Genomic DNA, 25,365 nt, shown 5'->3' on the forward strand with positions numbered 1-25,365 from the left:
AGGCTGCCGGGCATGATCACCATCAGTGCATTCAAGTGGGTGCCGCCGTTCGCGCAGGGCGTGGTCCGTGACCTCCGGGTGAGGTGGGCGCTGGAGGAGGCGGGCCTGCCGTACGAGGCGCGGCTCATCGACCCGCAGGTGCAGAAGTCCGCGGACTACCGCGCGCAGCAGCCCTTCGGTCAGGTGCCGGTGTTCCAGGAGGACGGCCTGACGCTCTTCGAATCCGGCGCCATCGTGGTCCACCTCGCGTCGCGGAGCGAGGTGCTCTTCCCCAGGGACGAGGCGGGCCGGGCGCGCGCGCTCACGTGGGTGTTCGCGGCGCTGAACTCGCTGGAGATCTACGTCCAGCAGCTCGCGGAGATCGACCTGTTCGTGCCGGATGCCCAGTGGGCGAAGCTCCACCGGCCCGACGTGGTGGCGCGGCTCGACCACCGCCTGGGCGAGCTGGCCACCTGGCTGGGAGACCGCGAGTACCTGGAGGACCGCTTCACCGCGGGCGACCTGATGATGACCACGGTGCTGCGCATCCTCAGGCACACCGACATGCTCGACGCCCACCCCACGCTCAAGGCCTACAAGGAACGCTGTGAGGCCCGGCCCGCGTTCCAGCGCGCGCTGACCGCGCAGTTGGAGGCCTTCCAGCAGCACGAGCGGCGCGGCGCCTGAAGCAGGCCCCTGGCTCCGCGCGCCGCTTCGCGCTAGGGAGGGAGTCATGTCCACCGCCCTCCAGACCCGTCCCCGGAGTGAGCTTGCCTCCGGGCGCTTCGGCCAGACCCGCTTCATGCTCCGCCGCAAGTTCTTCAAGCTGTTCGGCGGCGCGTTCCACATCTACGACGCGGCGGGCAACGTCGCCTTCTACTCGAAGATGAAGGCCTTCAAGCTGAAGGAGGACCTGCGCGTCTACAGCGGCGAGGACATGCAGGAGGAGCTCATCACCATCCAGGCCCGCAGCATCCTGGACTTCGGCGCCACCTACGACGTCACGGACGCGGCGACGGGAGAGCGCGTGGGCGCGCTGCGCCGCAAGGCCCTGAGCTCCATCCTGCGCGACACCTGGCTCATCCTGGACGCGGACGGGCAGGAGGTGGGCAAGGTGGAGGAGGACAGCATGCTGCTGGCGCTCGTGCGGCGCTTCCTCACCAACCTGATTCCCCAGACCTTCACCGGCACGCTGGGCAGCGAGCAGGTGTTCAGCTTCCGGCAGCACTTCAACCCGTTCATCCAGAAGATCGACCTGGACTTCTCCGTGGACACGCAGCGCCGGTTGGATCGGCGTCTGGGCATCGCCGCGGCGGTGCTCCTGTGCGCGATTGAAGGCCGCCAGTCCGGCGGGTGAAGACGCCTGGACACGGTGCTCGGCCCGGTCCTATGTGTCCGGGCATGCAAGCCCGATCCTCGCAGATGCAGGTGCTCATCGTCGGAGGGGGCCTCGTGGGCCTCTCGACGGCGCTGTTCCTCGCCCACCAGGGCGTGCGCTCTCTGGTCATCGAGAAGCACGCGGGCACCTCGCTCCATCCCCGCGCCCGGGGCTTCCATGCGCGCACCGTGGAGTTGTTGCGGTCCACGTGCGCGCGGGAGCAGGTGGAGCGGGCCGGGTCGGTTCCCGCGGGCACGGTCGTGGGGGAGTTGGTGGCCGCCACGCTCGCGGGGCCGGTGCACTCGTGGAAGACGCGGACGGTGTCCACGCAGCGGTCGGAGGTCAGCCCGTGCCCGTACGTCTTCCTGGGACAGGACCGGCTGGAGCCCATCCTCCTGGATGCCGCGCGGAGCCAGGGCGTAGAGGTGCGCTTCCGGCAGGAGTTGACGGGCTTCACGCAGGATGCGCAGGGCGTAAGGGCCACGGTGCTCGACCGCGAGACGGGCGAAGTATCCACCGTGGAGGCGGCGTATCTCATTGGCGCGGATGGCGTGCGCAGTCCGGTGCGTGAGGCGCTGGGCATCGCGCCGCGCGGCCGGGGCTCCTTTGGCCACAATATCTCCACACTCTTCGACGCGGACCTCTCCGCCGTGCAGCGAGAGGTGCCGCTGGCCTTCGCGGTGATCACGCATCCGGAGGTGGGTGGCGTCATCGCGGCCACGGACGTGAAGGACCGGTGGATCCACGCGACGCGCATCGACGTGTCCCGGGAGAAGGCCGAGGACTTCACGGAGGCCCGGTGGACGGAGCGCCTGCGCACCGTCACCGGCATCGCGGACTTGAAGCCCACGTTGCACGGGACCTTCGTGTGGGAGGCCGCGGAGCGCGTCGCGGAGCGTTTCGGTTCAGGCCGTGTCTTCCTGGCTGGAGACGCGGCGCACCAGATGCCGCCCACGGGAGGCTTTGGCGCCAACACCGGCATCCACGACGCGGCGAACCTGGCGTGGAAGCTGGCCGCGGTGTTGAACGGCCACGCGGGCCCCGCGCTGCTGGAGACCTACGACGCCGAGCGGAGGCCCGTGGCCGCCGCCACCGCGAACCAGGCCGGGCTGCTCGCGCTGCGGATGGCGAAGCAGCCGCTTCCAGCGGACGCGGAGTTCGTCGACGAAGACGCCATCACCCTGGGCTACCGCTACGGAGAAGGGCCGCCGCTGCCGAAGACGTTCGTCCCCACGGGCGAACCCGGCACGCGCGCTCCGCACGTGTGGCTGGAGGGCAGCAAGTCGACGCTGGACCTCTTCGGCAACGGCTTCGTCCTGCTCGCGGGAGGTGAGGCGTGGGGCCGTGCGGGCCAGAGCCTCACGGAGCGCATGCCCCTGCGCGTTCACGAGGCCCACGGCTGGCAGCAGGCGTATGGGGTAGGGGATGAAGGCGCCTGCCTCGTGCGCCCGGACGGCATGGTGGCCGCACGGTGGAGTGGGCCCGTCCAGGACGCGGAGCAGGTGCTCAAGGCCGAGCTGGAGACGGTCCTGAGCGGTCGCTTCAGCGCACGCTGGCCCAGAACGGCTTGAGCGCTTCACGGCTCGCCGCCAGCGCGGCCCGTGCATCCGCGTTGATGGTGCCGGGCGCGAAGCTGTCATCGCGCCCCGCCAGCACTTCGATGCAGGCGTGCACGGAGTTCGACAGCCCCTCCAGCGAATAGCCACCCTCCAGCACCAGCGCCAGCTTCCCTCCGGAGACCTCCTCCGCCAGCTTGCGCACGGCGGTGCACATCGCCGCGAAGCCGCGCTCGGTGAGGTCCATGCCGCCAATCGGATCCGCGCGGTGCGGGTCGAACCCCGCGGACACCAGCACCAGGTCCGGCCGGTACGCCTGCGCCACGGGGAGCAGCAGCTCCTCGAAGATCATCCCGTAGTCCGCGTCCGTGTTGCCGCCCGGCAGCCCGCAGTTGACCGTGTAGCCCTGGCCCTCGCCACGCCCCACCTCCGGCGCGGCGCCGCTGCCCGGGTAGTAGGGGAACTGGTGCACCGACTGGTAGAGCACGTCCCTGCGCCCCCAGAAGGCCGCCTGCGTGCCGTTGCCGTGGTGCACGTCCCAGTCCAGCACCAGCACGCGCTCGGCGCCCAGCCGCCGTCCCGCCTCCGCCGCGATGGCGACGTTGTTGTAGAGGCAGAAGCCCATCGCCCGGTCCGGCTCCGCGTGGTGGCCGGGCGGACGCACCAGCGCGAACGCGTTCCTCACGTGCCCCGCCATCACCTGCTCCACGGCCTGCACCGCCGCGCCCGCCGCGACCCGCGCCGCGTCGATGCTGTCCGGCGACACCGCCGTGTCCTCGTCGATGCGCTCGAAGCGGCCGCCCAGCTTCTCCATCGCGTCCAGGTGCGCCGGGGTGTGCACCGCCAGCAGCTCCGCGTCCGTGGCGGAGCGCGGATGCGTCATCACCGTGCCCGCGATGGGGTTTCGCGCCAGCATCTGGAGGATGCGCCGCAAGCGGGCGGGCGACTCGGGGTGGCCCTCGCCGGCGTCGTGCTGGAGGAAGAGCGGGTCGGTGAGCAGCAGCGTCGCGGTCATCCCCTGGACCTTACGCATCCTGCTCCCGGGAACCCAGCGTCCGTCCCTGGCAGGCGGGGAAGTCCGTTCCTTGCCCTGGGCAGGCCACCCTCCCTACAGTGCGCGGGCCTTGCAACGTCGCCTCAAGAAACCCGGTCTCCGGGGCATCCTCCTGGGTTCGTTCGGCCTCGCGCTGGCCGTCATCCTCGGGACGCTCTACTTCGTCGTTCCCCGCCAGGTGGGCAACCACCTGAGGGAGCGCATGGTCCTGCACGCCCAGAACAAGGCCGAGGAGGTGGTCGCGCTGGTCGAAAAGCAGGCGGACACCCAGCCCGTCCCCAACCTGGGAGAGCGCCTGCGCGACGACGACTTCAGCGTCGTGGCGGTGCTCGACGCCCAGGGCGTGCCCCGCGCCACCTCCCCGGCGACCGCGCCCTCCTGGTTCACCCAGGACCTGGAGAAGCGCCTCCAGCAGCGCCCGCTCCCGCCGTTGGATCAGATGGACTTCGAAGGCGGCAACTGGGCGGTGACCCGGCCGGTGACGCTCGCGGGCGGGGTGCCCGGCGAGGTCGTCGTGGTGGTGGACGCGGCCCGGCTGGAGGGAGTGCTCACGGCCCTGCGCCACACGGTGCTGCTGGCCTTCCTCGTGGGCCTGGTGCTCTTCCTCCTGGTGGCGTTCCTCATCTCGCGCGCGTTCATCCTCCACCCGCTGGACGCGATGATGTCCATGGCGCGCAAGCTGGCGGAGGCCGACCTCACCGGCCGCGCGGAGGTGCGCAACAGCAAGGACGAGCTGGGCCAACTGGCGGAGGCGCTCAACCGCATGGCCCAGTCCTGGCGCGACACGCTGGGCCGCGTGCGCGGCGTGTCCGACGTGGTGGCCGGCGTCATCGAGCAGATCCACCGCACCGGCACCACCGTGTCCTCCGGCGCGGGCACCGTGCAGTCGCGCGTGGAGGAGACGTCCTCCTCCATGGTGGAGATGATGGCCTCCTTGCGCGGCATCGCGGAGAACGTGGAGGTCCTCTACCAGAGCGCGGAGGAGAGCAGCTCCTCCATCATGGAGATGGCCGCCACCAACGACGAGGTGGCGGAGAACGTCCAGGCCATGGCCGCCAGCGTGGAGGAGACCACCAGCGCCATCGAGCAGATGACGTACTCCATCAAGGAGGTCGCCAAGAACATCGAGGACCTCTCCGCGTCCACGGAGGACACCTCCTCCGCCATCAGCCAGATGGACGCCGCCATCGGTCAGGTCGACGCCAACGCCAACGAGACGGCCCGCCTGTCCGAGCAGGTCTTCGAGGACGCGCAGACGGGCGTGGAGGCCCTGCGCAAGACGCTCTCCGGCATCGACCGCATCAAGGACACCAGCCGCACCGCCGCGGGCGTCATCGACAGCCTGGGCCGGCGCATCAGCGAGATTGGCAACATCCTCAACGTCATCGACGACGTGGCGGAGCAGACGAACCTCCTGGCCCTCAACGCCGCCATCATCGCCGCGCAGGCGGGTGAGCACGGCAAGGGCTTCGCGGTGGTCGCGGAGGAGATCAAGGACCTGGCCGAGCGCACCGGCGCGTCCACCAAGGAGATCGCCGAGCTCATCCGCGGCGTGCAGGAGGAGAGCCGCAACGCCGTGGTGGTGATGAACCAGGGCGTCAAGAGCGTGGAGGAGGGCGTGCAACTGGGCCGCGAGGCGGAGGGCGCCCTCAGGAAGATCAACGACAGCACCCAGAAGTCCACGCAGATGGTGAAGGCCATTGCCCGCGCCACCGTGGAGCAGGCGCGCGGCAGCAAGCAGGTCACGGCCGCCATCCACCGCATCTCCGCCACCGTGTCGATGATTAGCCAGGCCTCCAACGAGCAGGCCCGGGGCGGCGAGCAGATCATGAAGAGCGCGGAGCGGATGAAGACGCTCACCCAGCACGTGCAGCGCTCCAGCCAGGAGCAGGCGCACGGCAGCAAGCAGATCACCCGCTCCATCGAAAGCATCAACGAGATGGTCACCCACCTGAACCGCGCCCAGAAGGAGCAGACCAAGGGCAGCGAGCAGGTGCTCAAGGCCGTGGAGACCATCAAGGGCGTGTCCGAGCACCAGACGCGCTCGGTGCGCCAGTTGGAAGAGGCCATCGACAACCTCACGCGCCAGGCGGAGATCCTGCGCGCCGAGGTGCGCCGCTTCCGCGTCTGACGCGCTGGCCGTTCCCCTTTCGAAGGCCTCCATGCCCGAGTCGTCCGAGTCCGCCACCTCCCGTCCCGTGTCCGAGCGCGCCGTGGTGCTGCTCATCGGGGCGGTGCAGTTCGTCAACATCCTCGACTTCGTGATGGTGATGCCGCTGGGCCCGGACTTCGCGAAGGGGCTGGGCATCGAGTCCTCGCACATCGGGACCATTGGCGGCAGCTACACCGCCGCCGCGAGCGTGGCGGGGCTTTTGGGCGGCTACTTCCTGGACCGCTTCGACCGGCGCAAGGCGCTGGCCGTGTGCATGCTGGGGCTCGTCGCGGCCACCGCGGCGGGGGGCCTGGCGGTGGGGCTGTCCACGCTGCTGCTGGCGCGGGTGTGCGCGGGGCTCTTCGGCGGGCCGGCGACGGCGCTGTCCCTGTCCATCATCGCGGACCTCATCCCGGTGGAGCGCCGGGGCCGGGCGCTGGGCGCGGTGATGGCGTCCTTCTCCGTGGCCTCCGTGCTGGGCGTGCCCCTGGCGCTGAAGGTCGCGGAGCTGGGCACCTGGCGCACGCCCTTCTTCGTGGTGGCGGCGCTGGGGCTGGTGCTGGTGCTGGCCGCGCTGTGGCTCCTGCCGCCCGTGCGCGGGCACCTCAAGCCCGGCGGCAGCGCCTCCCGGGCCCCGGGCGTGGCGGAGCTTCTGGGCAACACCGACGTCCAGCTGTCCTACCTGATGACGGCGCTGGTGATGATGAGCGGCTTCATCGTCATCCCCAACATCTCCGCCTACCTCCAGCAGAACCTGGGCTACCCGCGCGGGAGCCTGTGGATCATCTACGCCGCGGGCGGCGTGGTGAGCTTCTTCACGCTGCGGATGACGGGGCCGCTGGTGGACCGCTTCGGCTCCTTCCGCGTGGGCACGGTGGGCGTGGTGCTGGCGGCCCTCACCACGTACGTGGGCTTCATCCACTACCCGGCGTGGCTGCCCATCCCCGTGCTGTTCATGGCCTTCATGCTGGCCATGGGCGTGCGCAACGTGGCGTACAACACGCTCACCTCGCGCGTGCCGGACAACCCGGTGCGCGCCCGCTTCATGTCGTTGCAGTCCGCCACCCAGCACATGGCCTCCGCGCTGGGGGCCTTCCTGTCGTCGCGCCTGCTGGTGGACCTGCCGGACGGGACGCTCGGCGGCATGGACACCATCGCCTGGGTGTCCATCGGGCTGGCGGTGGGGGTCCCCGTCATGTTGCGGGTGGTGGAGGGGCGGGTGCGCTCGCGTGAGCAGGCCCGGGCCCTGGCGGTCCCCCCGGCGCAGGGGCTGGCCGCGCCGCTGTCACCGGAGGCCCACTCCCACGGCTGATGGGGCAATGTGCCCCAGCGGGCGGGAGGAGCCCGGCCGCCCGCCTCCCTGACACGAGGCCGGACGGACGCTGGACGGTCGCTGACGGTTGCGCGGGCCGCCTCCGGGCGCGATAACCCCGGGACGCTCCCTCCAAGGGGAAGACGACCACCCATGTTCAACATCGGCGCAGGCGAAATGGTGTTCATCCTGGTGGCCGCGCTGATCGTGCTCGGCCCCCAGCGGCTGCCTGAGCTGGCGCGGGCCATCGGCAAGTTCATGCGCGAGTTCCGCCGGCAGACGGACGACGTGCGCAACGTGGTGGAGCGCGAGTTCTACGCCATGGACGAGGACTTCAACCGCATGCCCCCGACGCGCCCGGGCACGCGCGTGCCGTCCCCGCCGCCGGAGCTCGCCCCGTCCTCCATCCCCGGGGCCGCCCCCGCCAACGTGCTCGCCGAGCCCGCCCCCGAGCTCGCCGCGACGGTGGACCCCGCGAACGTGCCCGCGCCCTCGGAGGCCGCCGGGGCCGTGGACGCCGCTCCCGCCGCCGGTCCGCAGGCCGTGGCGGAGGCCGGCGCGGCGCCGGCGCAGGACGAGAACGGCCTCCCGCAACTCGCCCCCATCCCGGGCACGGTGGCGCGCAACGCGCCGAAACGGAGCTGAGCCCTGAATCGCCAAGGGGTTGACCTGTCGGATTTCCGGATGAGCCTGGCGGAGCACCTCACGGAGCTGCGCTCGCGGCTCGTGAAGTGTTCGCTCGCGGTGCTCGTGCTGGGCGCCGTGTCGCTCATCTTCGCCAAGCCCATCTTCGGCGTGTTGATGCGGCCGGTGCTGGACGCGCTGCCCCCGGAGGGGCGCTCGCTCGTCTACACATCCGGCATCGAAGAAATCAACGTGCTGATGAAGGTGGGCGTGTACTGCGGCATCTTCCTCACCACGCCCGTCATCCTCTGGCAGATCTGGGGCTTCGTGGCGCCCGGGCTCTACCCGGAGGAGCGCAAGTACGCGTCGCCCTTCGTGGTGCTCGGCTCCGTCGCGTTCATCGTGGGCTCGCTGTTCTGCTACTTCCTGGTGCTGCCCTCCATGTTCAAGTTCCTCCTCAACGAGGAGGAGACGCTCGCCCTGGAGCAGCGCATGGACACCGCGCGCATGGGCGGCGAGGACGCGCTGCGCTTCCTGCGCATTGGAGAGGTGGAGCGCGCCGGCCACGTGGCCAAGGAGACCAGCGCCGCGCTGACGGCCGCCGGTGAAGGCCAGGTGAAGGACCCGGAGGTGGCGACCGCGAAGAGCGTGGAGCTCACCGCGCGCCTCAAGGGCCTGGGCGAGCTCCTGGACGCGGCCGCGGACGGGCTGGGTGTGCCCGCGCGCGGCGTGCTGCGCCAGGCGGTGGAGAAGCGCGTGGAGGCGGTGACGGCCTTCGGCAAGCAGGACTACGTCGCGTCGGAGGCCGCCATGGACCAGGCGGCCAGCCTGCTCGCGGGCGTGGCGCCCACGCGCGCCGAGGAGATGTCCGGCCTGTGGCGGCTGCAGAAGGAGCTGGCCAGGGGCTACGCCGAGGCGGAGGCCGCGCGCTGGACGCGGCCCATGCTGACGATGAACGAGCAGCTGTCGCTGGTGCTGCTGCTCATCCTCGCCTTCGGCGTCATCTTCGAGCTGCCGCTGGTGATGGCGCTGTTGGGCATCGTCGGGGTGGTGAAGTCGGGCTTCCTCATCCGCTACCAGCGCCACGCGTTCGTGGTGTGCCTCATCGCGGCGGCGGTGCTGACGCCCACGGGGGACGTGGTGAACCTGTCGCTCATGGCCGGCCCCATGCTGCTCTGCTACGAGCTGGGCGTGCTGGCGGTGTGGCTCATCGAGAAGCGCCGTGCGAAGGCGGAAGCCTCCACGGACATCACCCCAGCGGCGTAGACTCCCGCGCGCATGAAGAGCCCTGCCGCGCGCCTGATGATGGACCTGCGGTACCTGCGCGCGCTGTCGCGGAGGTTCCGCAGCACGTTGCTGCTCGCGGCGGTCATCTTCGGGGTGGGGCCGGCGCTGTACCACTGGCGCTACGTGGGGCCGGGCGGGGACCGCATCTCCTACGGAGAGGCGCTGCACCACGTCTACTTCCTGCTCTTCGGCCAACCGTCGCTGCCCTACGTGAGCGACTGGTTCGTGGAGACGCTCAACATCCTCATCCCGCCGGTCAGCATCGCGCTGGTGGTGGATGGCGTGGTGCGCTTCGCGTACCTCTTCTTCGCGCGGCACAAGAACGACAAGGAGTGGGTCTCCGTGGTGTCCGAAACGATGAAGGGCCACGTCGTGGTGTGCGGCGCGGGACGCGTGGGCTACCGCGTGGTGACGCAGCTGCGGGAGATGGGCAAGGACGTCGTCGTGGTGGAGAAGCGCGAGGACGCGACGTTCGTGTCCGCGCTGCGCGACGAGAACATCCCGCTGCTCATCGACGACACGCGCAGCCCGCTGTGCCTGCCGCGCACGCACGTGAAGAAGGCGTCCGCCATCGTCTGCGCCACGGACGACGACCTGGCGAACCTGAACATCGCGCTGGACGCGCGGCGGCTGAACCCCGGCATCCGCGTGGTCATCCGCCTGTTCGACGACGATCTGGGCGCGAAGGTGCGCGACACGTTCAAGGCGGAGGCCCTGTCCAGCTCCTCGCTGGCCGCGCCCGCCATGGCGCTGGCGGCGTTGGATCCTCGGCTCGTCCACTCGTTCCGCATCGGCAAGCATCTGATGGTGGTGTCGCTGTTCGTGGTGCGGGAGGGGCTGCCAGGGATGAACATCTCCCAGGTGCGCGACCGCTTCGGCGGGCTGGCCCTGTCGCTCATCCGGGGCGAAGAGGAGACGCTGCACCCGAACGGTGACGTGGTCCTCCAGGTGGGGGATCAGATCACCGTCCAGGCGTCCTATCCGGAGTACTGCGCCCTGCGCGTCTTCACCGGTGAGGCGGACGCGCCGGCGTACGCGGACCACGACAACTTCCTCATGCCAGGCTACCGCCCCACGGGGTGAGCTTCAGCAGCCAGTATCCAGGGGCGTCTATGTCGACAGGTCTGACTTTGGACGGTGGTTATCAGGCAGGGGTGCGGCGCTCGTTCGCGGTGGGCTCGGAGATGGCCTGGGCCGCGTGGGGCGAGGCGCCGGGATGGGTCCGCTGGGTGGGCTCCTGCGCCCAGGCGCTGACGGAGGGTGCGCGGGTCGCGCTCGCGGATGGGACGCGCGTCACGGTCGTGCGTCAGGTGCCACCCAAGCAGCTGCGCCTGCGCCTGGAGCGCGACGAGTGGCCGCGTGCTCGCACCGTGCAGCTTCGCGTGCTGCCGTCGGTGCATGGCGTCACCGTGGCGTTGCACGCGGAGGGGCTGCCGGACGCACGCACTCGTGAAGAGATGCTGGCGCGCTGGACGCGTGCATTGGAGAGCTGGAGCGCCTTCTCCGGGAGGACCGTGGAGGTGACCCGCGAAGGGGCTCCGAAGCGCGAGCCCCCGGGGGAGAAGGGCGCGAAGAAGCCTCCCGAGCTGGAGAAGGGGCTCGCGAAGCGGGGCGCGGCGTCGCTGAAGAAGCAGGGGCCCGCGCGAGGCACGAAGAAGGCCGTGGCCGCGAAGCAGCCCCGGGTCGTGAAGAAGGCCGCGCCGGTGAAGAAGAAGGCCGTGGCCGCGAAGAAGGCCCGGCGCGCGAAGTAGGGCCCCTCACGGCTGGTGACCGCTGTTGGCGGGCGGTGACTCCAGTCACCAGGGACGGGCCCCGGTTCGTCCCACCGCGCCTCGCGCGTTTCCAAGGACATCAAGCACTTGGCCTGACGCAGGTGTCGGCTCATGGGCTGGCATGTCCCGTGCTGTAGGTGTTCCTCGTCAGCAGTACTCAAGCTCCCGAGGAAATCCCCATGGTCCCCGCGCCCGGTTCCGCCCGCCTCTCCTCCTTCCGCCTCCCCTCGCAGGACTTCGCTTCCCGTCCGGATGCCGTGTCCGGTGGCCGCGTGCAGGGCGCCCACTGCCCGAAGCCGGGCGCGGGCTCGGTGTCCCCGTTCCAGCAGGACGGCTTCAGCGCGGGCCCCGCGAAGGGCGCGCAGTGGAAGCAGTTCTCGGAGGGGCTCGAGGACGTGGTGAAGCAGCTGCAGCAGCTCGTCCAGCTGCTCCAGGCCCAGATGGGCGGCGCCGCTGCCTCCGCGGGCGGCGTGGATGGAGCCCAGGCGCCGTCGGACGTGTCCGGTGCGCCCAGCAGGTGTGGCGTTCCCAGCACCAGCGGTGCGTCCAGCACGGGCGGCGCGCAGGGCGCGGGTGATTCGTTCCAGGCCGGCTCCACCCAGTCGGCGGACTCCACCCAGTCGGCGGGCTCCACCCAGTCGGCCGGCGCCACGGGCGACATGCCGAAGGGCGAGGTGGGCGATTGGATCAAGCAGGCCATGGACATCCTCAAGGCCGCGGGCGTCCCGGTGGACAAGATGAACCCGCAGGACATCGCGAAGATCATCCAGCACGAGTCCAGCGGCGACCCGAACGCCATCAACCTCTGGGACCAGAACGCCAAGGATGGCCACCCGTCCATCGGCCTGATGCAGACCATCCAGCCGACGTTCGACGCGTACAAGCTCCCGGGCCACGACAACATCCGCAACCCGGTGGACAACATCATCGCGGCCGTCCGCTACTCGGTGGAGCGCTACGGCTCCGTGTCCAACACGCCGGGCATCCAGGCGATGAACAGCGGCAGCGGCTACGTCGGCTACTGAGCCTCACCGCCCCCGCAGGTTCTGGGCGATCTTCAGGATATCCGCCAGGACGCCCGCCGCCGTGACAGGGCCGCCTGCCCCCGCTCCCTGGACCAGCAGCGGAGAGTCCGCGTAGCGCTCCGTGGAGAAGGCCACGAACGCCTCCGAGCCGCGCAGCCGCGTGGCCGGATGCTCCGTCGGCACGGCCACTGGCCCCACCCGCAGCACCGGCCCGTCCTTCGCCGCCGGGTCGATGCGCGCCAGGTAGCGCAGCACCTTGCCCTCCGCGCGCAGCCCCTCGATGCGCGAGGTGAACGTCCGGTCCAGCTTCTCCAGCCCCGTGAGGAAGCGCTCCACGTCCGCCTCTTCCAGGTACTCGCGAGGCACGAACGGCTCCACCTCCACGTCCTCCAGCGACAGGTTCAAACCCTGCTCACGCGCGAGGATGAGCGCCTTGCGCGCGGCGTCCGTGCCCGCCAGGTCCTCGCGAGGGTGCGGCTCCGTGAAGCCCTTCTCGCGCGCGGTGCGCACCGCCTTCGACAGCGGCACGCCCTCCATCAACTGCTGGCTCAGGTAGCCGAGCGTCCCGGAGAACGAGCCCTCCACGCCGTGCACCCGGTCTCCCGTGCGCACCAGGTCCTTCAGCGTCTGGATGACCGGCAGCCCCGCGCCCACCGTCGTCTCGTAGTGGTACGCGCGGTGGTTCAGGTGCGCCGTGCTCCGCAGCTGCTCCCAGACGTCGAGCGCTTGGGTCAGCGGCTTCTTGTTCGCCGCCACCACGTGGATGCCGCTCTTGAGCGCCTCCAGGTACAGCGCCTCCATGCCCTCCGCCGCCGTGCAGTCCACCAGCACCGGCACGGGCAGGCGGCGCAGCGGCTCCAGCAGCGCGCGCACCACGGGGGGTGACGCTCCTTCGGGCACGGACCCGATGCGCTCGCGCCACTGCTTCAGCGGGATGCCCTCCGGGGAGAAGAGCACCCGCCGGCTGTCCGCGAGCCCCACCAGGTTGAGCTGGATGCCGTGCTCCTGCGCCAGCGTCTCCTGCAACGTGCGCAGTTGCTCCAGCAGCTGGCTGCCCACCACGCCATGGCCCAGCACCAGCAGGCTCACCTCTTCATGCGCGAAGTGGAAGGCCGCGTGCACCGTGCGCACCGTCAGCGCCGTCTCCGCCCCGTCCACGATGAACGAGATGGAGCGGGCGCTCGCCGTCTGTGCGATGGCGCGCACGTTGACGCCCAGCGCGCCCAGCGGCTGGAACAGCCGTCCCGCCACGTTGGCGCCCTGGCCCATGGCCTCCGCCACCAGCGCCACCTGCGTCACCGGCGCGCGCACCTGGGGAGGCTGCAACGCGCCACGCTCCAGCTCTGGCGCCAGCTCCCGCCGCAGCACTGCTTCCGCTCGGGCCGCGTGCTCCCGGCGCAACACCACCGCCACCGAGCGCCCCGGTGACGACTGCGCCGCCATCCACGCGTCGATGCCCGCGGCCTCCAGCGCCTGCAACGCGCGAGGCCCCACCGGCCGCGCCGCTTCCTCCGTGCCTCCCTCCAGGCCCAGCAGCGCGAGGTCCTCCAGGGACACCACGCACGTGGGCACGCTGCCGTTGCCCGCGCCGCGCACGTCGATGAGCGTGCCGGGCTCGTCGGGCTGTTGCAGGTGGCGTACGCGCAGCGGAAGGTCCGCGTCGCGCAGCGTGGACAGCGCGCGAGGGTGCAGCGTGGGCAGGCCCAGGTACACCAGCTCCAGCGCCTCCGTGTAGCTCAGGTGCGGCACCGGCCGCGCATCCGCGACGTGCAGCGGATCCGCGGTCATCACCCCGGGCACGTCCGTCCACAGCGTCAGCGGCGTGCCCAGCAGCACGGACAGCACCGCCGCCGTCTCATCCGCACCCGCCACGCCCAGCGTCGTGGAGCGGCCATCCAAGGCGGTGCCCCGGCCACCCGCGTGCAACGTCAGCCGGCCCTCCCACGAAGGACGCAGCGTGGCCACCCGGGCGCGGGTGTGCTCGCGGTTCACGCGCGCCTGTCCGGGCCCGCCCTCCGTCACCGTCCAGTCCGCCGCGTCCACCTCCAGCGAAGGGATGCCGCGCGCACCCAGCAGCTTCGCCAGCAGCGCCGCCGTCAGCCGCTCGCCGGTGCCGCGCACCACGTCCTCCAGCGCGGGCCGCCGTTCACGCACCAGGCTCGCGCCATCCAGCGCGCGGCGCGCGGGCTCCAGCAGGGACGCCAGCGTGCGCGTGCCGTCCGCCTCCACCGACGTGGAGCCCGGGGGCGCACCCAGCCGGCGCTCGGCGTCCTCCAGCATCAACAATCCCCGCGCGAGCAGGCCGTCCAGCTCCTGCCGGGCCCGCGTGGAGTCGCCCTTCAGCGCGATGGAGAGCGCCGACTCCAGTCCCTCCACGAGCCAGGGCGGTGAGGACACGATGGCGGCGCGCGTGCTGCCCGCGTCGCGGCGAGACAGGTGCCTGGCCACGGACGCGAGTCCCTGGGCGGTGTCGAGCAGGAATGGAGCGTAGCGGGTGATGCTCACAGGGGCGGTCATGAGGTCTTCCGGGCGCGGACGCCGGCAGGGGAGGAGAGGCGGGCGTCGCGGTCCACGCCCGGAGGCAGGGCCAGCGCGCGGACCAACAGGGGCGCGAGCGCGTCCCATTCGATGAGGAAGCCGTCGTGGCCGTGCACGCTGCACAGGGCCGCGTACTCGGCATGCAGTCCCTGCGCGCGCAGGCGGCGGGACAGGTTCTTCATGTGCTCGGGCGGAAAGAGCGCGTCCCGGTCGATGCCGATGGTGAGCGTGCTCGCGCGGATGCGGTCCACGCCGGGGCCGCCGTTCGGCGTGGGCACGCGCGCGAGGTCGTGGTGGTCCATGGCGCCCAGCAGCGCCAGGTAGGACCGCGCGTCGAAGCGCGCCTCCAGCTTCGCGCCCTGGTGCTCCAGGTAGCTCTCCACCGGGTACAGCGCGCGTGATGACCACGCCTGTGGACGCGGCTGAAGCGCCTCCAGTCCGGCCTCCGCGCGATAGGTGAGCGTCGCCAGTTGGCGCGCCAGCTCCAGGCCTCGCCGGGGGGATTCGGGGTACTCGGGGTCGAGCAGGATGGCCTGACGGGCCACGTGGTTCCAGCCCACCGCCCACGCGGACGCGGCCTCCGCCGTCGCGATGGGCACCATGCGCTGGAAGCGCTCCGGCGCGAGCGCCGCCAGGCACAGCACCACCATGCCGCCCAGCGAGCCGCCGGTGACGAGCGCCACCTCGTCCACGCCCAGCGCGTCCAGCGCCGCGAGGATGGAGCGCGCCAGGTCCCACGGCGTGAGGGTGGCGGGCAGGCTGCGCTCATCCAGGCGCAGGTCGCCCTTGGGCAGCACCGGCGCGGGGCCGAAGCGGGTGTCGTCGGTGCGCTGCGGGAAGCCCTCGTCCGCGGGGCCGGAGGTTCCGTAGCAGGAGCCCAGGTTGTTGAAGCACAACAGCCGCACGCGCGAAGGGTCCAGCGGCCGGCCATGCCCGATGACGGGCGCCCACCAGCCGCCTTCTCCTCCGGCGTTCATGTCCCCGGTGAGCGCGTGCACCAGCAGCACGGTGGGCACCGCGTCCGGCGTGCGGCGGGGACCGATGCGGCGTGCGTCGCGCAGCTCGGAAGCCGCGTCGCGCAGCTCGGAGGCGGACCTGCGCACCACGCGCAGCCGGCCTTCGCGCGCCGCGTCCTCGGAAAGCACGCGGGCGCGGGACTGCAACCACGCGAGGTCCTCCGGGGGCCCCCACCACCAGCCGCGCACGAGGTGGGGCGCCACGCGGGCGCCGGCCTCCAGCGGCAGGTCCGGCAGCGACAAATCAAAGACGCGCGGGGTCTCCGCGCGCGGGGGGACTTCCTGGCCAGGCCTCACGGGTCGCATGGCGTCAGACCGCGCTCAGGGCCTGGTCGAGGTCGGCCACGATGTCGTCCAGGTGCTCGATGCCCACGGACAGGCGCACCAGGTCGTCGGTGACGCCCGTGCTGGCGCGCTCCGCCGGGGTGAGCTGCTCGTGCGTGGTGGACGCGGGGTGGATGATGAGCGAGCGCGTGTCGCCGATGTTCGCGAGCAGGCTCCACAGCTTCACGCCGTCAATCACCTTGCGCCCGGCGGACAGCCCGCCCTTCACGCCGAAGGTGACGAGCCCGCCGAAGCCGCCGTGGAGGTACTTCTTCGCGTTGGGGAACGAGGGGTCGTCCTCCAGGCCCGGGTAGCGCACCCACTCCACCTTCTTGTGCTGCTGGAGCCACTTCGCCACCGCGAGCGCGTTCTGCGAGTGGCGCTCCAGCCGCAGCCGCAGCGTCTCCAGGCCCAGGATGAACGCGTGCGCGTTGAAGGGGCTGAGCGCGGGGCCGAGGTCGCGCAGGCCTTCCAGACGGGCCTTGAGGATGAAGGCCGCGGGCCCGAAGGCCTCACGCAGGCGCAGTCCGTGGTAGCCGGGGTTGGGCTCGGTCAGCTCCGGGAACCTGCCGTTCTCCCAGGGGAAGTTGCCGCCGTCCACGATGACGCCGCCAATGGAGGTGCCGTGGCCGCCGATGTACTTCGTCGCGCTGTGCAGCACGATGTTCGCGCCGTGGCGCAGCGGGTTGAAGAGGGCAGGAGACAGCGCGGTGTTGTCCACGAAGAGGGGCAGACCCGCTTCGCGCGCCACGGCGCCAATGGCGTCGAAGTCCGGCACGTCCAGGCGCGGGTTGCCCAGCGACTCCAGGTAGAGCGCCTTCGTCCTGGGGCCAATGGCCTGGCGGAACGCGTCCGGGTTGCCCGCGTCCACGAACTTCGTGGTGATGCCCAGGCGCGCGAGCGTCACCTTGAAGAGGTTGTACGTGCCGCCATAGAGGCTGGCGCCGGAGACGATTTCATCCCCCGTCTTGAGGATGTTGAGGATGCCGAGCGTCTGCGCGGCCTGGCCGGACGCGACCGCGAGCGCGCCCACGCCGCCTTCGAGCGCGGCGATGCGCTTCTCGAAGACGTCCGTCGTGGGGTTCATGATGCGCGTGTAGATGTTGCCGAACTCCTTGAGGCCGAAGAGGGCGGCGGCGTGGTCCGCGTCGCGGAAGCGGTAGCTGGTGGTCTGGTAGATGGGCACCGCGCGAGCGCCCGTGGTGGGGTCGGGCGAATAGCCGGCGTGCAGCGCGAGCGTGTCGGGGTGCAACGGGCGTTCGTTGTGGGGCGTGCTCATGGCAAGGGACTCCTGTTCGCGTCGCTCCGGAAGGAGCGCGCGTGCGTGAGGGCGGACGGGTGGTGGGGACGTCAGGGCACTGCGGGCGGCGGGGAGGGCTTCAGGACTCGGTGGGCGCTGCGACGCTCTTCGGCAGGGGTGCGAGAGCGGAGGCCCGGAACGACGAAGCCCACCGACCCTCGCGGGTGGGTGGGCTCCGGTTGGCTCGCCAGGGGCAGGCTGTGCGTCAGCCGGCCGCGGCGGGCTTGGGCCCACCCGGAACAGGCATCGAACACATGCACATGGCGGAGGTGACGAACATTCTGGGAGAAGAAGTAGACGCGATGGCGCGAGCTGTCAAGCCACCCTCCGGAACACCGCCGCATGTGTCGCGGACCCGTGACATGGATTCACCGCGTATTCCCAGAATGATGTCCTCCCGCTCTGTTCTCCTGTTCGCCTGTCTGTTTCTCGCCGCGTGCTCCAAGCCCGCGCCGCCCACATCCGTGAATCTTCGAAAGAGCTTCCGCACGCAGTTGAAGGTGGAGCCCGCGCAGCGCGCTCCCGCCCCCACGCCGCCGAAGGAACTCTTCGAGTTGGTGCGCTATCCCGCGCCGCTGGGTTTGAACGCGGCCTACGTCACGCCCGTGCGCGAAGGCGCGAAGCGGCCGGCGGTGGTGTGGATCCACGGCGGCATGGACTTCGGGATTGGCGGCCTCGCCTGGGCGCCTGCGCGGCGGAGCAATGATCAGAGCGCGCGGGCCTTCCGCGAAGCGGGGCTCGTGTTGATGCTGCCGTCACTGCGCGGGGCAGACGACAGCCCGGGCGCGCGCGAGTACTTCCTGGGCGAGGTGGACGACGTGGTCGCCGCCATCGACTTCGTGGCGCAGCGTCCGGACGTGGACCCCGCGCGCATCTACGTAGCGGGGCACAGCACGGGCGGCACGGTGGCGTTGATGGCGGCGGTGCTGTCACCCCGGTTGAAGGGCGCCTACGTGTTCGGTCCGACGCACGACGTGTCTGAGTACGCGCACTATGTCCCGCTGCTGGGGCAGGCCCGGGGACCGGAGCTGTGGATGCGCAACCCGGTGAGCTACGTGGAGCACCTGCGCGTGCCCACGCAGGTCATCGAAGGCTCGGACCACGGGAACATGGACGCGTTCGAACCGCTGCGCGTGGCGGCGAGGGGCGCGCCGCTGTCATTCCTCGCGGTGCCCGGAGCTACGCACTTCAGCGTGCTCGCGCCGGTGACGGAGGTGCTGGCGAAGCGGCTCAGGGAAGCAAAGGCGGACGCGCCCACGGTGCGGCTCACGGACGCGGAGGTCCGCGAAGCTGTCGCCGCCGAGCAGGAGTAGTTAGCGCACGCGCGCGTGCGCGGAGTAGGGCTGTGCCTTCAAGCAGCCCTCTCCGGTGAGCGGTGACCCGCCGCACAGCGGCTGTAAGTCATTGTCATTCCCATCCGGACGGTCCTTCACTCCCAGCCCAGGCGGCTGAATCCTCTCAGCCTTCAGTCGGGAGGGGACATGACGATTCAGCTCGGGTTCATCGACCACGGGGATGGCGCCAACCTGAGGACGCTCCCCGCGGAGATGAAGGGCTCCGCCTGCCTGACTCCAGCGCCCCTGCCTCCGGGAACGCGAGTGAGCGTCATCCGGGACCATGCCCAGGCGCCCGGCTGGTCCTATGTCTCCACCGTGGTGGGGGGATACCTGCTGCAAGGTTTCATGCAGACGTTGCGCATCACGACCCAGCTGCCGGAGCCCGCCGCGACGCTCTATCCAGTGCGTCCGGGGGACCGCCTGGAGCCCATCGCCGCGCGCATCTACCGGCAGGCCATCCAGCCGGGGCGGGACCTGCGCTTCTACGAGAATGTCATTCATCACGTGAACGTGAAGAGTGGCCGCAAGGGGGCCCAGCGCGTCGACGGTGACGTCCGGCTGGTCGCGGGCGAGCGCATCTGGCTGGTGAGCATCGCCTTCGCCAACCAGCTCCAGGGAATCGTGTCGAGCGGCTCCATCACCCACGAGGCGATGGTCCAGGCGCGCAAGGCCGCCCGGCATCTGGAGGACGTCCTCACCTCCGTGAGGCAGGCGGACCAGTTCTTCGGAGAGGTCACCGGCCAGTATGGCAAGGCCATCCTGGACAACTGGCTGGAGATCTCCGCGATGGTGGTGGGCTTCATCGCCGCGGAGGCGCTGTCCACCTTCCTGGCGGCGACGCCCACCGGCGTGGGCCAGCTCGCGGCGGCGCTCATCCAACTGGGCCTGGCGGCGTTCGGAGCCTACGGCCTCATCGAGGCCGGAGGGGAGGCCCTGAAGCACGCGCAGCTGTGGCTCACCCAGGCCTGGGAGGCCAATGGCTCCGCGGAGAAGTTGAAGGAGGCCAGCAAGTCCTTCCTCCGGATGCTGGTGAGCATCGCGATGGCGGCGCTGGCGCTGTTGGGCGTGAAGACCAACGCGGGACGTGGGCTCAAGCTGATGACGTCCGTGCGAATCACCCCGCCCCGCATCTACATGATGGCGGCGGCAGGCCCTGGCGGCGCCTACGCGGGTGTCCCCGTGTTCCAGCCGGGCTCCATCACCGCGGCCCCGTCTGTCCCGCTGCCCTTCAATCCCTGGGGCTCCGGCACGCCGTTGCTGTCAAAGGCTGTCAAAGAGGGCGGCTCCTCCACGCCGGAGCCCGAGCCCACCCTGACTGAGCGCGTGCTCAGTGATGCCGAGTTGGAGAAGCTGCTGGAGAAGCTCCCCAACTGGGACAAGCTCAAGGATTTCGTCGGACGCCGCATCCCGCAGGAGGGGACGCCAGAGTTCGACGCCTTCAAGCGGGAGCTCCAGGCCGCGGGCTACCGCCTGGAGAAGTTGAGCTCGGACTCCCAGCCCTTCCGTCTACGCCGTCCGGACGGAAAGGCCTTGGGCGAGGAGTACGGGGCGCTCACGGTGACCGAGGACGGATTGGTGGTGCTCAAGGTCGGCAAGGGGACGCCCCGCCTGAGTGTCTTCACCCGCTACCGGAAGAACTACCTGGATTGGGTGGAGAAGACCCAGGGCCCGGCGGCGCGGGCGGCGGCGGAGGTCCGGCTCTCCGCGGGCCATCCCATGCACCACCTCATCCCAGACGAGATTGCCCAGACCCACCCGCTGATCCGCACGGCCATGGAGCGGCTCAAGGGCTACACGATTGACCGGGGGTCGAACATTCTCGACATGCACTCCGGGATCAACGTGGAAGGCCAGCTCATCCACTCGGGCAGCCATCCCATCTACAGCAGATTCGTGCGTGCCCAGCTTGAGGCCGCCTGGAAGGATCTGTCCAGAAAGGGCTCCTCCAGTTGGAAACCCAAGATCATCGAAGAGGCCATCCTCAAGGTCGAGAGCGAATTGCGCCGGGCCATCGAATCCGGAAGCCTGAAGGAGCCGGTCATCAAGGTGATCCAGGACCAGCGCGGCGGTAGGGTGCTCACGGGGAAGAAGCTGGCCTTGCTGGAGCTGTCCTCCCACGGAGAGTCACACACCACATGATGTATGCATTGGCGACGGATGCCTCCCACATCACGGAGGGGGCGGATCTCTACGACGCTCATCTCATCGAGTTCGACGGCTTCGAGTCCGTGACGTTCTTCGAACCTGGTATCGACTATCAGCGCCAGCAGGGAGCGCCTGGGGTCATGGAGTACTACGGCGACCTGGAGCGGATTGCCGGGCTCGATCACCTGTTCACCTCGCCCATGGGGTGGTTGCTCCTCTCCCGGCGCATGGTGCGCGTACTCGAGTTAGTGGGCCCGTTCCGCCACCGCCTCATCCCCACCGTCATCTATTCGGAACGCATCAGGCACCTCGTGAGCAAAGGGTACCCTCGGAGGCGGACCTGGCATTCGGTGACGGACCCCGCGCTGAAGAACGAGGACTTCGTCATCCTCCAGTTGCTGGAGCAGACAGACTGCCTCGACCGGGAGCGCACTCTCGTGAAGGGCGTGCCCTTCCATCGGTGCGGAGAAGAATTCCTGGGCGAGGATGCCGCCGAGCCGCTCGTGCTCCGTCCGCCCCCCGGAGGCTTCCCGCCCGTGTTCTTCGTCCCCGAGTTGCTCTACTACTGCTACACCGAGGAAGCGCGGCAGGCGTGTGAGCAGGCGGGGTTGAAGGGCCTGTGGTGGCGCCCCCAACCGTGAGCCCGGGAGCGCCCGGTTCCAGGGCTTCGGCCACGCCGCCTGACGCACGCGAGGGTCCGTGAGGCCGTCGCCGCCGAGCAGGAGTCGTCAGCGCACGCGCGCGTTCGCGGAGTAGGGCGGCAGGGGGCCCAGGAAGTCGGGTTGGGCCTTCACGCGCTCCAGCCACGCATGCACGGACGGGTAGGGCGCCAGATCCACACCTGCCTCCGGCGCCAGGTGCACGTACGCGAAGAGGCAGACGTCAGCGACGGTGTAGCGCTCCTCCACGAGGAACGCGTGCCGGCCCAGGTGCCGCTCCATCGCGGACATCGCTCGCTCACCGTTCTGCACGCGGTTGCGGAGGACTTCGGACTCCGGCGGTTGCCGGCCCGTGAGCAGCCAGAAGCGCGCGGTGCCGAGGTTCGGCTCCACGGTGTTCTGTTCGAAGAACATCCACTGGTGCACCTGCGCGCGAGCGAAGCGGTCCTCGGGCAAGAAGCGTGTGCCCTCCGCCAGGAACAACAGGATGGCGTTGGACTCCGCGAGGAACCGCCCCGGCTCCGGTTCCAGCACCGGGATGCGGCCGTCCGGGTTCTTCGCGTGGAAGTCCGCCGTGTGGCTCTCCCCCGCGAAGATGTCCACCGGCACCAGCTCGTACTTGCGTCCCAGCTGCGCGAGCAACGTGCGGACCTTGTAGCCATTCGCGGAAGGCAGATAGTCGTAGAGGCGCATCCAGGCTCCAGCAAAAGGATGCGCGCGACGCTACGGACTTCACTTCACCCGCGCACTCCGCTTCTTGCGATGGAATCACCCAAGAAGCGGAGCCGGGGACCACGGTTACTGCGCGGTGGCCTCGTTCCACACTTCCGTGACGCGGCCCACCTGGTCGAACGCGCAGTGCGCCGCACCCGCGATGACCTTGTCGTTCACCGGGAACTGGAGGTTGCCGAAGTACGCCTTCGCGTCCTGGATGTCCTGGTAGAGGAAGTCCTGGTCGCCGTAGGTGAACCAGAACTTCGTGTCGCCGCGAAGCGCCGCGTTGGACGCGTCCCAGTCCATCTGGCCCGACCAGGGCTTCTCACCGCCGCAGCTCAGCGCGTAGATGCCCGGGTAGCGGTCGCCGTAGCGCGGCAGGAAGCTGGCCGTCAGCTCGATGGATCCGCCCGACGAACCGCCGAAGAGGATGGGGCCATCCTGGATGTCCCAACCCTTGCGCAGCGCCTCGATGAGCGACACCAGCTCCGCCGCGTTCTTGCCCTCCAGGTCGCGATCCGCATCCGTCCCATCCGTGGAGCAGTCCGTGCGCGAAGGCACCGTCCACCACGCGCACTTGTTGGGCGCGAGCGCCGTCACGTAGAGCGTGTTGTGCCCGTACGTCCAACCGCCGTGCGTGAACAGCGAGCGCGGGTTGCTGCCGTTGTACGTAGCCGCGCCGTCGCCATGCAGGTAGATGGCCAGCCGCATGGGCGCGGGCGCGATGCCCTGCTTCGGCTCGATGTACTTCACCTCCGTCGCGCCCACCTGCGCCACGCAGTACGTCAGCGTGCCCGCGTCCGTGTTCACCGTGCCCGTCCTGCTGCACGCGAGCTTCCCGGAGCCGCCCGAGCTGCCCGGGCCCGCGTCCGTGCCCGCATCGATGTCGGTGCCCGCATCCGTCCCCGCGTCCACGTCCGTCCCGGCGTCCGTGCCCGAGTCGATGTCGGTGCCCGCGTCGGTGATGGGCGTGCCGGAGTCAGGCGTGACTTCATCAGGGTCGTCGGAACACGCGGACAGACCCAGGGCGAGAACGGCGGCGAGGACGAAGCGGGACATGGTGACTCGAGGGAGGGGAGGCGGCGCCTCTGTTCAGCAGCCAGTATACCGGGTATAGATTTCCAGCCGGGAAAGGAAATTCTTTCATGACTGGACGCGTGAACCTGATGGCGCCGGAAGTCCGGGCCAATCCCTACCCCGTCTACGAGGAGCTGCGCCGCACCGCGCCAGTGTGTCAGGTGGAACCCGGCGGGCTCTGGGCCATCACCCGCTTCGAGGACGTGGCCGCGGCCTTCAAGAACCCTCAGGTGTTCTCCTCGGCCGGGGTGCGCACGACCACCGCGCCGCCGTGGCTGGGGCACAACCCCTTCTCCGAGTCGATGATCGTCATGGATCCGCCGCACCACATGCGGCTGCGCACGCTGGTGAGCCGCGCGTGGACGCCCGCGGCGGTGAACCGGCTGGAGCCGCGCATCCGGAGCTTCGCGCAGATACTCGCGGAGCGGCTGTCCCCCGGGCGCGAGGTGGACTTCGTGGACGCCTTCGCCATGCCGCTGCCCGCGAGCGTGATTGGCGAACTCTTCGCCTTGGACCCCACCATGACCGCCCGCTACAAGCGCTGGTCGGTGGACCTGTCCAGCGTGTCCGGCACGACGGAGAAGGACACCCACCGGCACGAATCCATCAAGGCCACCGTGCGCGAGATGGAGGACTACCTGTCCAACGTCGTCGCCGAGCGCCGCCGTCACCCGCAGGACGACATGGTGTCGGACCTGGTGAAGTCGCGCGTGGACGGCGAGGAGCTCAGCGACGCGGAGCTGATGAGCTTCCTGTTCCTGCTGGTGGTGGCGGGCCTGGAGACCACCGTGCAGCTCGTCAGCCACTGCGTGCGCATGCTGATGGAGCAGCCGCGGTTGGTGACGCGGCTGCGTGAGAACCCGTCGCAGGTGGGGCGCTTCGTGGAGGAGGTGCTGCGCTACGAGCCCTCCGTGCACGGCCTGGTGCGCGTCACCACGAAGGAGACGCAGGTCGCGGGCGTGACGATTCCGGAGGGCGCGCGCGTGGCGCTGATGATCGGCTCCGCGTGCCGCGACGGCGAGCGCTTCAAGGACCCGGACACCTTCGACATGGACCGCGAGGGCGTGAACAACATGCCCTTCGGCCACGGCATCCACTTCTGCCTGGGCGCGCCGCTGGCCCGGCTGGAGGCGCGCGTGGGGCTGGAGGTGCTCTTGTCCCGCTTCACGCGCTTCACGCCCACGGGCCCGGTGAAGTGGAACACCTCCCTCACCGTGCGCGGCCCGCTGAGCCTGCCCCTCATCCCGCACGCCTGAGGCGCGCGCTACGCCTCGATGTCGAACGCGAGCGACACGCGCTCGCCCGGGTCCACGTGCAACAGGCCCTCGCCGGTGGCCAGCGCCCCGGCGGCGGCCGTCCACGGCTCCACGCAGACGAAGTCCTTGCCCTGCAGCGTCCACACGACGAGCAGGCGGAACTCCTGGCTCCACGACAGCTTCACGGGCGACAGGCCTGGGCCCCGCTCCAGCACCGTGCCCGGCGCGGAGTGGTCACGCAGGTGCATGTCCACCTCCTGCGCCGTGAGGTCCAGGCCGGTGAAGGGCACCTCGTGCTTCGCGCGGTTGTCCCACGCGTGCGTGGCGTCCGTCTCCACGCGCGCCTGCGCCTTCTGGCCCTGCGGCACGCGGAAGTACGGGTGGTAGCCCAGGTGCAGCGGCAGGGGCCGCGTGTCCCGGTTCTCCACGTCGAAGTCCACCGTGAGCCTGCGGCCCGCCAGCGAGAACGCCAGCTGCGCGTCGAAGGCCCATGGGTACTGGCGCAGCGTCTCTTCTGAAGACGTCAGCCCCAGCACCAGCAGCGACCCTTCCGCCTGGCGCACCGTCCACGGCAGCTTCCGCGCGAAGCCGTGCTGCGGCAGCGTGTACGCCTTGCGGTCCGCCGGATACGTGTCCCCGGGCAGGGGGCCGGCGTTGGGAAAGAGCACGGGGATGCCCCCGCGCACGTTCTTCGTGAGGTCGGCGACGGTGCTCTCGTCCAGATAGAGCACGTCCTCGCCGTCCACCACCATGCGGCTGACGAGCGCGCCGCGCGTGGGAATGATCTCCACGCGGCAGCCGCCGTCCTCCAGCGCATACGTCTCCAACCCCGCGATGCCCGGGAACGGTCCGCTCATGGG

At 70.3% G+C, this 25,365-nt stretch carries 21 protein-coding genes; 14 read left to right on the top strand and 7 right to left on the bottom strand.

Annotated features, from left to right (window positions below; genetic code table 11):
• Positions 1-12: 12 nt before the first annotated feature.
• From JYJ93_RS11175 to JYJ93_RS11185, 3 genes are read left to right on the top strand one after another with little or no spacing between them, the layout of a single operon-like run.
• Positions 13-666 (top strand): glutathione S-transferase family protein, encoded by a 654-nt coding sequence (locus JYJ93_RS11175; protein ID WP_206789318.1) that lies wholly within the window; start codon positions 13-15, stop codon positions 664-666.
• A gap of 46 nt (positions 667-712) precedes the next feature.
• Positions 713-1,336: a hypothetical protein gene (locus tag JYJ93_RS11180; RefSeq protein WP_206789320.1), complete on the top strand. Its 624-nt coding sequence runs from the start codon at positions 713-715 to the stop codon at positions 1,334-1,336.
• Between the two features lie 44 nt (positions 1,337-1,380).
• Entirely contained in the window at positions 1,381-2,928 is a 1,548-nt protein-coding gene (locus tag JYJ93_RS11185; protein WP_206789330.1) for an FAD-dependent oxidoreductase, read from the top strand.
• On the opposite strand, the gene JYJ93_RS11190 is transcribed toward JYJ93_RS11185, so the two are convergent.
• Positions 2,900-3,946, bottom strand: coding sequence for a histone deacetylase (locus JYJ93_RS11190; protein ID WP_206789332.1), 1,047 nt, complete (start codon positions 3,944-3,946; stop codon positions 2,900-2,902). The two genes, JYJ93_RS11185 and JYJ93_RS11190, sit on opposite strands and share 29 nt — an antisense overlap.
• Positions 3,947-4,037: 91 nt before the next feature.
• On the opposite strand from JYJ93_RS11190, the gene JYJ93_RS11195 reads away from it, so the two are divergent.
• The 7 genes from JYJ93_RS11195 to JYJ93_RS11225 all read left to right on the top strand — a co-directional run bounded on the left by JYJ93_RS11195 (position 4,038) and on the right by JYJ93_RS11225 (position 12,139).
• A complete protein-coding gene (locus tag JYJ93_RS11195; RefSeq protein WP_206789334.1) occupies positions 4,038-6,098 on the top strand; it encodes a methyl-accepting chemotaxis protein in 2,061 nt (686 codons plus the stop codon).
• Positions 6,099-6,129: 31 nt separating this feature from the next.
• Positions 6,130-7,431 carry an MFS transporter gene (locus JYJ93_RS11200; protein WP_206789337.1) on the top strand — a complete coding sequence of 434 codons (1,302 nt, stop codon included), beginning with the start codon at positions 6,130-6,132 and terminating at the stop codon, positions 7,429-7,431.
• Positions 7,432-7,584: 153 nt separating this feature from the next.
• Entirely contained in the window at positions 7,585-8,076 is a 492-nt protein-coding gene (gene tatB / locus JYJ93_RS11205; RefSeq protein WP_206789338.1) for a Sec-independent protein translocase protein TatB, read from the top strand.
• Between the two features lie 39 nt (positions 8,077-8,115).
• Entirely contained in the window at positions 8,116-9,321 is a 1,206-nt protein-coding gene (locus JYJ93_RS11210) for a twin-arginine translocase subunit TatC (RefSeq protein WP_206789340.1), read from the top strand.
• 12 nt (positions 9,322-9,333) lie between these two features.
• The gene (locus JYJ93_RS11215) at positions 9,334-10,425 is read left to right on the top strand and encodes an NAD-binding protein (protein WP_206789350.1); all 1,092 of its coding nucleotides are present in this window, start codon (positions 9,334-9,336) and stop codon (positions 10,423-10,425) included.
• A 71-nt stretch (positions 10,426-10,496) separates the two neighbouring features.
• A complete protein-coding gene (locus tag JYJ93_RS11220) occupies positions 10,497-11,093 on the top strand; it encodes a hypothetical protein (RefSeq protein ID WP_206789360.1) in 597 nt (198 codons plus the stop codon).
• Positions 11,094-11,293: 200 nt separating this feature from the next.
• A complete protein-coding gene (locus JYJ93_RS11225; RefSeq protein ID WP_206789367.1) occupies positions 11,294-12,139 on the top strand; it encodes a transglycosylase SLT domain-containing protein in 846 nt (281 codons plus the stop codon).
• Positions 12,140-12,142: 3 nt separating this feature from the next.
• Here JYJ93_RS11225 and JYJ93_RS11230 read toward each other — a convergent pair whose 3' ends face one another.
• Genes JYJ93_RS11230 through JYJ93_RS11240 form a run of 3 tightly spaced genes read right to left on the bottom strand, consistent with a single transcriptional unit; the run spans position 12,143 to position 17,296 of the window.
• Positions 12,143-14,656: a bifunctional aspartate kinase/homoserine dehydrogenase I gene (locus JYJ93_RS11230; protein WP_206789369.1), complete on the bottom strand. Its 2,514-nt coding sequence runs from the start codon at positions 14,654-14,656 to the stop codon at positions 12,143-12,145.
• Positions 14,653-15,999, bottom strand: a complete 1,347-nt coding sequence (locus tag JYJ93_RS11235) for an alpha/beta fold hydrolase (protein WP_206789379.1) — start codon at positions 15,997-15,999, stop codon at positions 14,653-14,655. The genes JYJ93_RS11230 and JYJ93_RS11235 overlap by 4 nt, the downstream gene beginning before the upstream one ends.
• A 4-nt stretch (positions 16,000-16,003) precedes the next feature.
• Entirely contained in the window at positions 16,004-17,296 is a 1,293-nt protein-coding gene (locus JYJ93_RS11240; protein WP_206789381.1) for an O-acetylhomoserine aminocarboxypropyltransferase/cysteine synthase family protein, read from the bottom strand.
• Positions 17,297-17,781: 485 nt separating this feature from the next.
• Here JYJ93_RS11240 and JYJ93_RS11245 point away from each other — a divergent pair, with 485 nt between their 5' ends.
• From JYJ93_RS11245 to JYJ93_RS11255, 3 genes are all read left to right on the top strand, one after another.
• On the top strand, positions 17,782-18,630 hold the full coding sequence (locus JYJ93_RS11245) for an alpha/beta fold hydrolase (protein ID WP_206789383.1): 849 nt from the start codon (positions 17,782-17,784) through the stop codon (positions 18,628-18,630).
• Positions 18,631-18,798: 168 nt separating this feature from the next.
• On the top strand, positions 18,799-20,793 hold the full coding sequence (locus tag JYJ93_RS11250; RefSeq protein ID WP_206789385.1) for an AHH domain-containing protein: 1,995 nt from the start codon (positions 18,799-18,801) through the stop codon (positions 20,791-20,793).
• Complete coding sequence (locus JYJ93_RS11255) at positions 20,790-21,440, top strand: hypothetical protein (protein ID WP_206789387.1); 651 nt, start codon at positions 20,790-20,792, stop codon at positions 21,438-21,440. Before JYJ93_RS11250 ends, JYJ93_RS11255 begins: the two co-directional genes overlap by 4 nt.
• Before the next feature lie 87 nt (positions 21,441-21,527).
• Here JYJ93_RS11255 and JYJ93_RS11260 read toward each other — a convergent pair whose 3' ends face one another.
• Together JYJ93_RS11260 and JYJ93_RS40565 are read right to left on the bottom strand one after the other, a co-directional pair.
• A complete protein-coding gene (locus tag JYJ93_RS11260) occupies positions 21,528-22,151 on the bottom strand; it encodes a glutathione S-transferase family protein (RefSeq protein ID WP_206789389.1) in 624 nt (207 codons plus the stop codon).
• 105 nt (positions 22,152-22,256) lie between these two features.
• Positions 22,257-23,231, bottom strand: coding sequence for a hypothetical protein (locus JYJ93_RS40565; RefSeq protein WP_206800716.1), 975 nt, complete (start codon positions 23,229-23,231; stop codon positions 22,257-22,259).
• 86 nt (positions 23,232-23,317) lie between these two features.
• Between JYJ93_RS40565 and JYJ93_RS11270 the strand changes: the two genes are divergently transcribed.
• Positions 23,318-24,505, top strand: a complete 1,188-nt coding sequence (locus JYJ93_RS11270) for a cytochrome P450 (protein WP_206789391.1) — start codon at positions 23,318-23,320, stop codon at positions 24,503-24,505.
• 8 nt (positions 24,506-24,513) lie between these two features.
• Here the strand turns inward: JYJ93_RS11270 and JYJ93_RS11275 are convergent, their stop codons facing one another.
• Positions 24,514-25,362 carry an aldose epimerase gene (locus JYJ93_RS11275; RefSeq protein WP_206789393.1) on the bottom strand — a complete coding sequence of 283 codons (849 nt, stop codon included), beginning with the start codon at positions 25,360-25,362 and terminating at the stop codon, positions 24,514-24,516.
• Between the last annotated feature and the right edge of the window lie 3 nt (positions 25,363-25,365).

Source organism: Corallococcus sp. NCSPR001 (assembly GCF_017309135.1).
Taxonomy (GTDB): domain Bacteria; phylum Myxococcota; class Myxococcia; order Myxococcales; family Myxococcaceae; genus Corallococcus.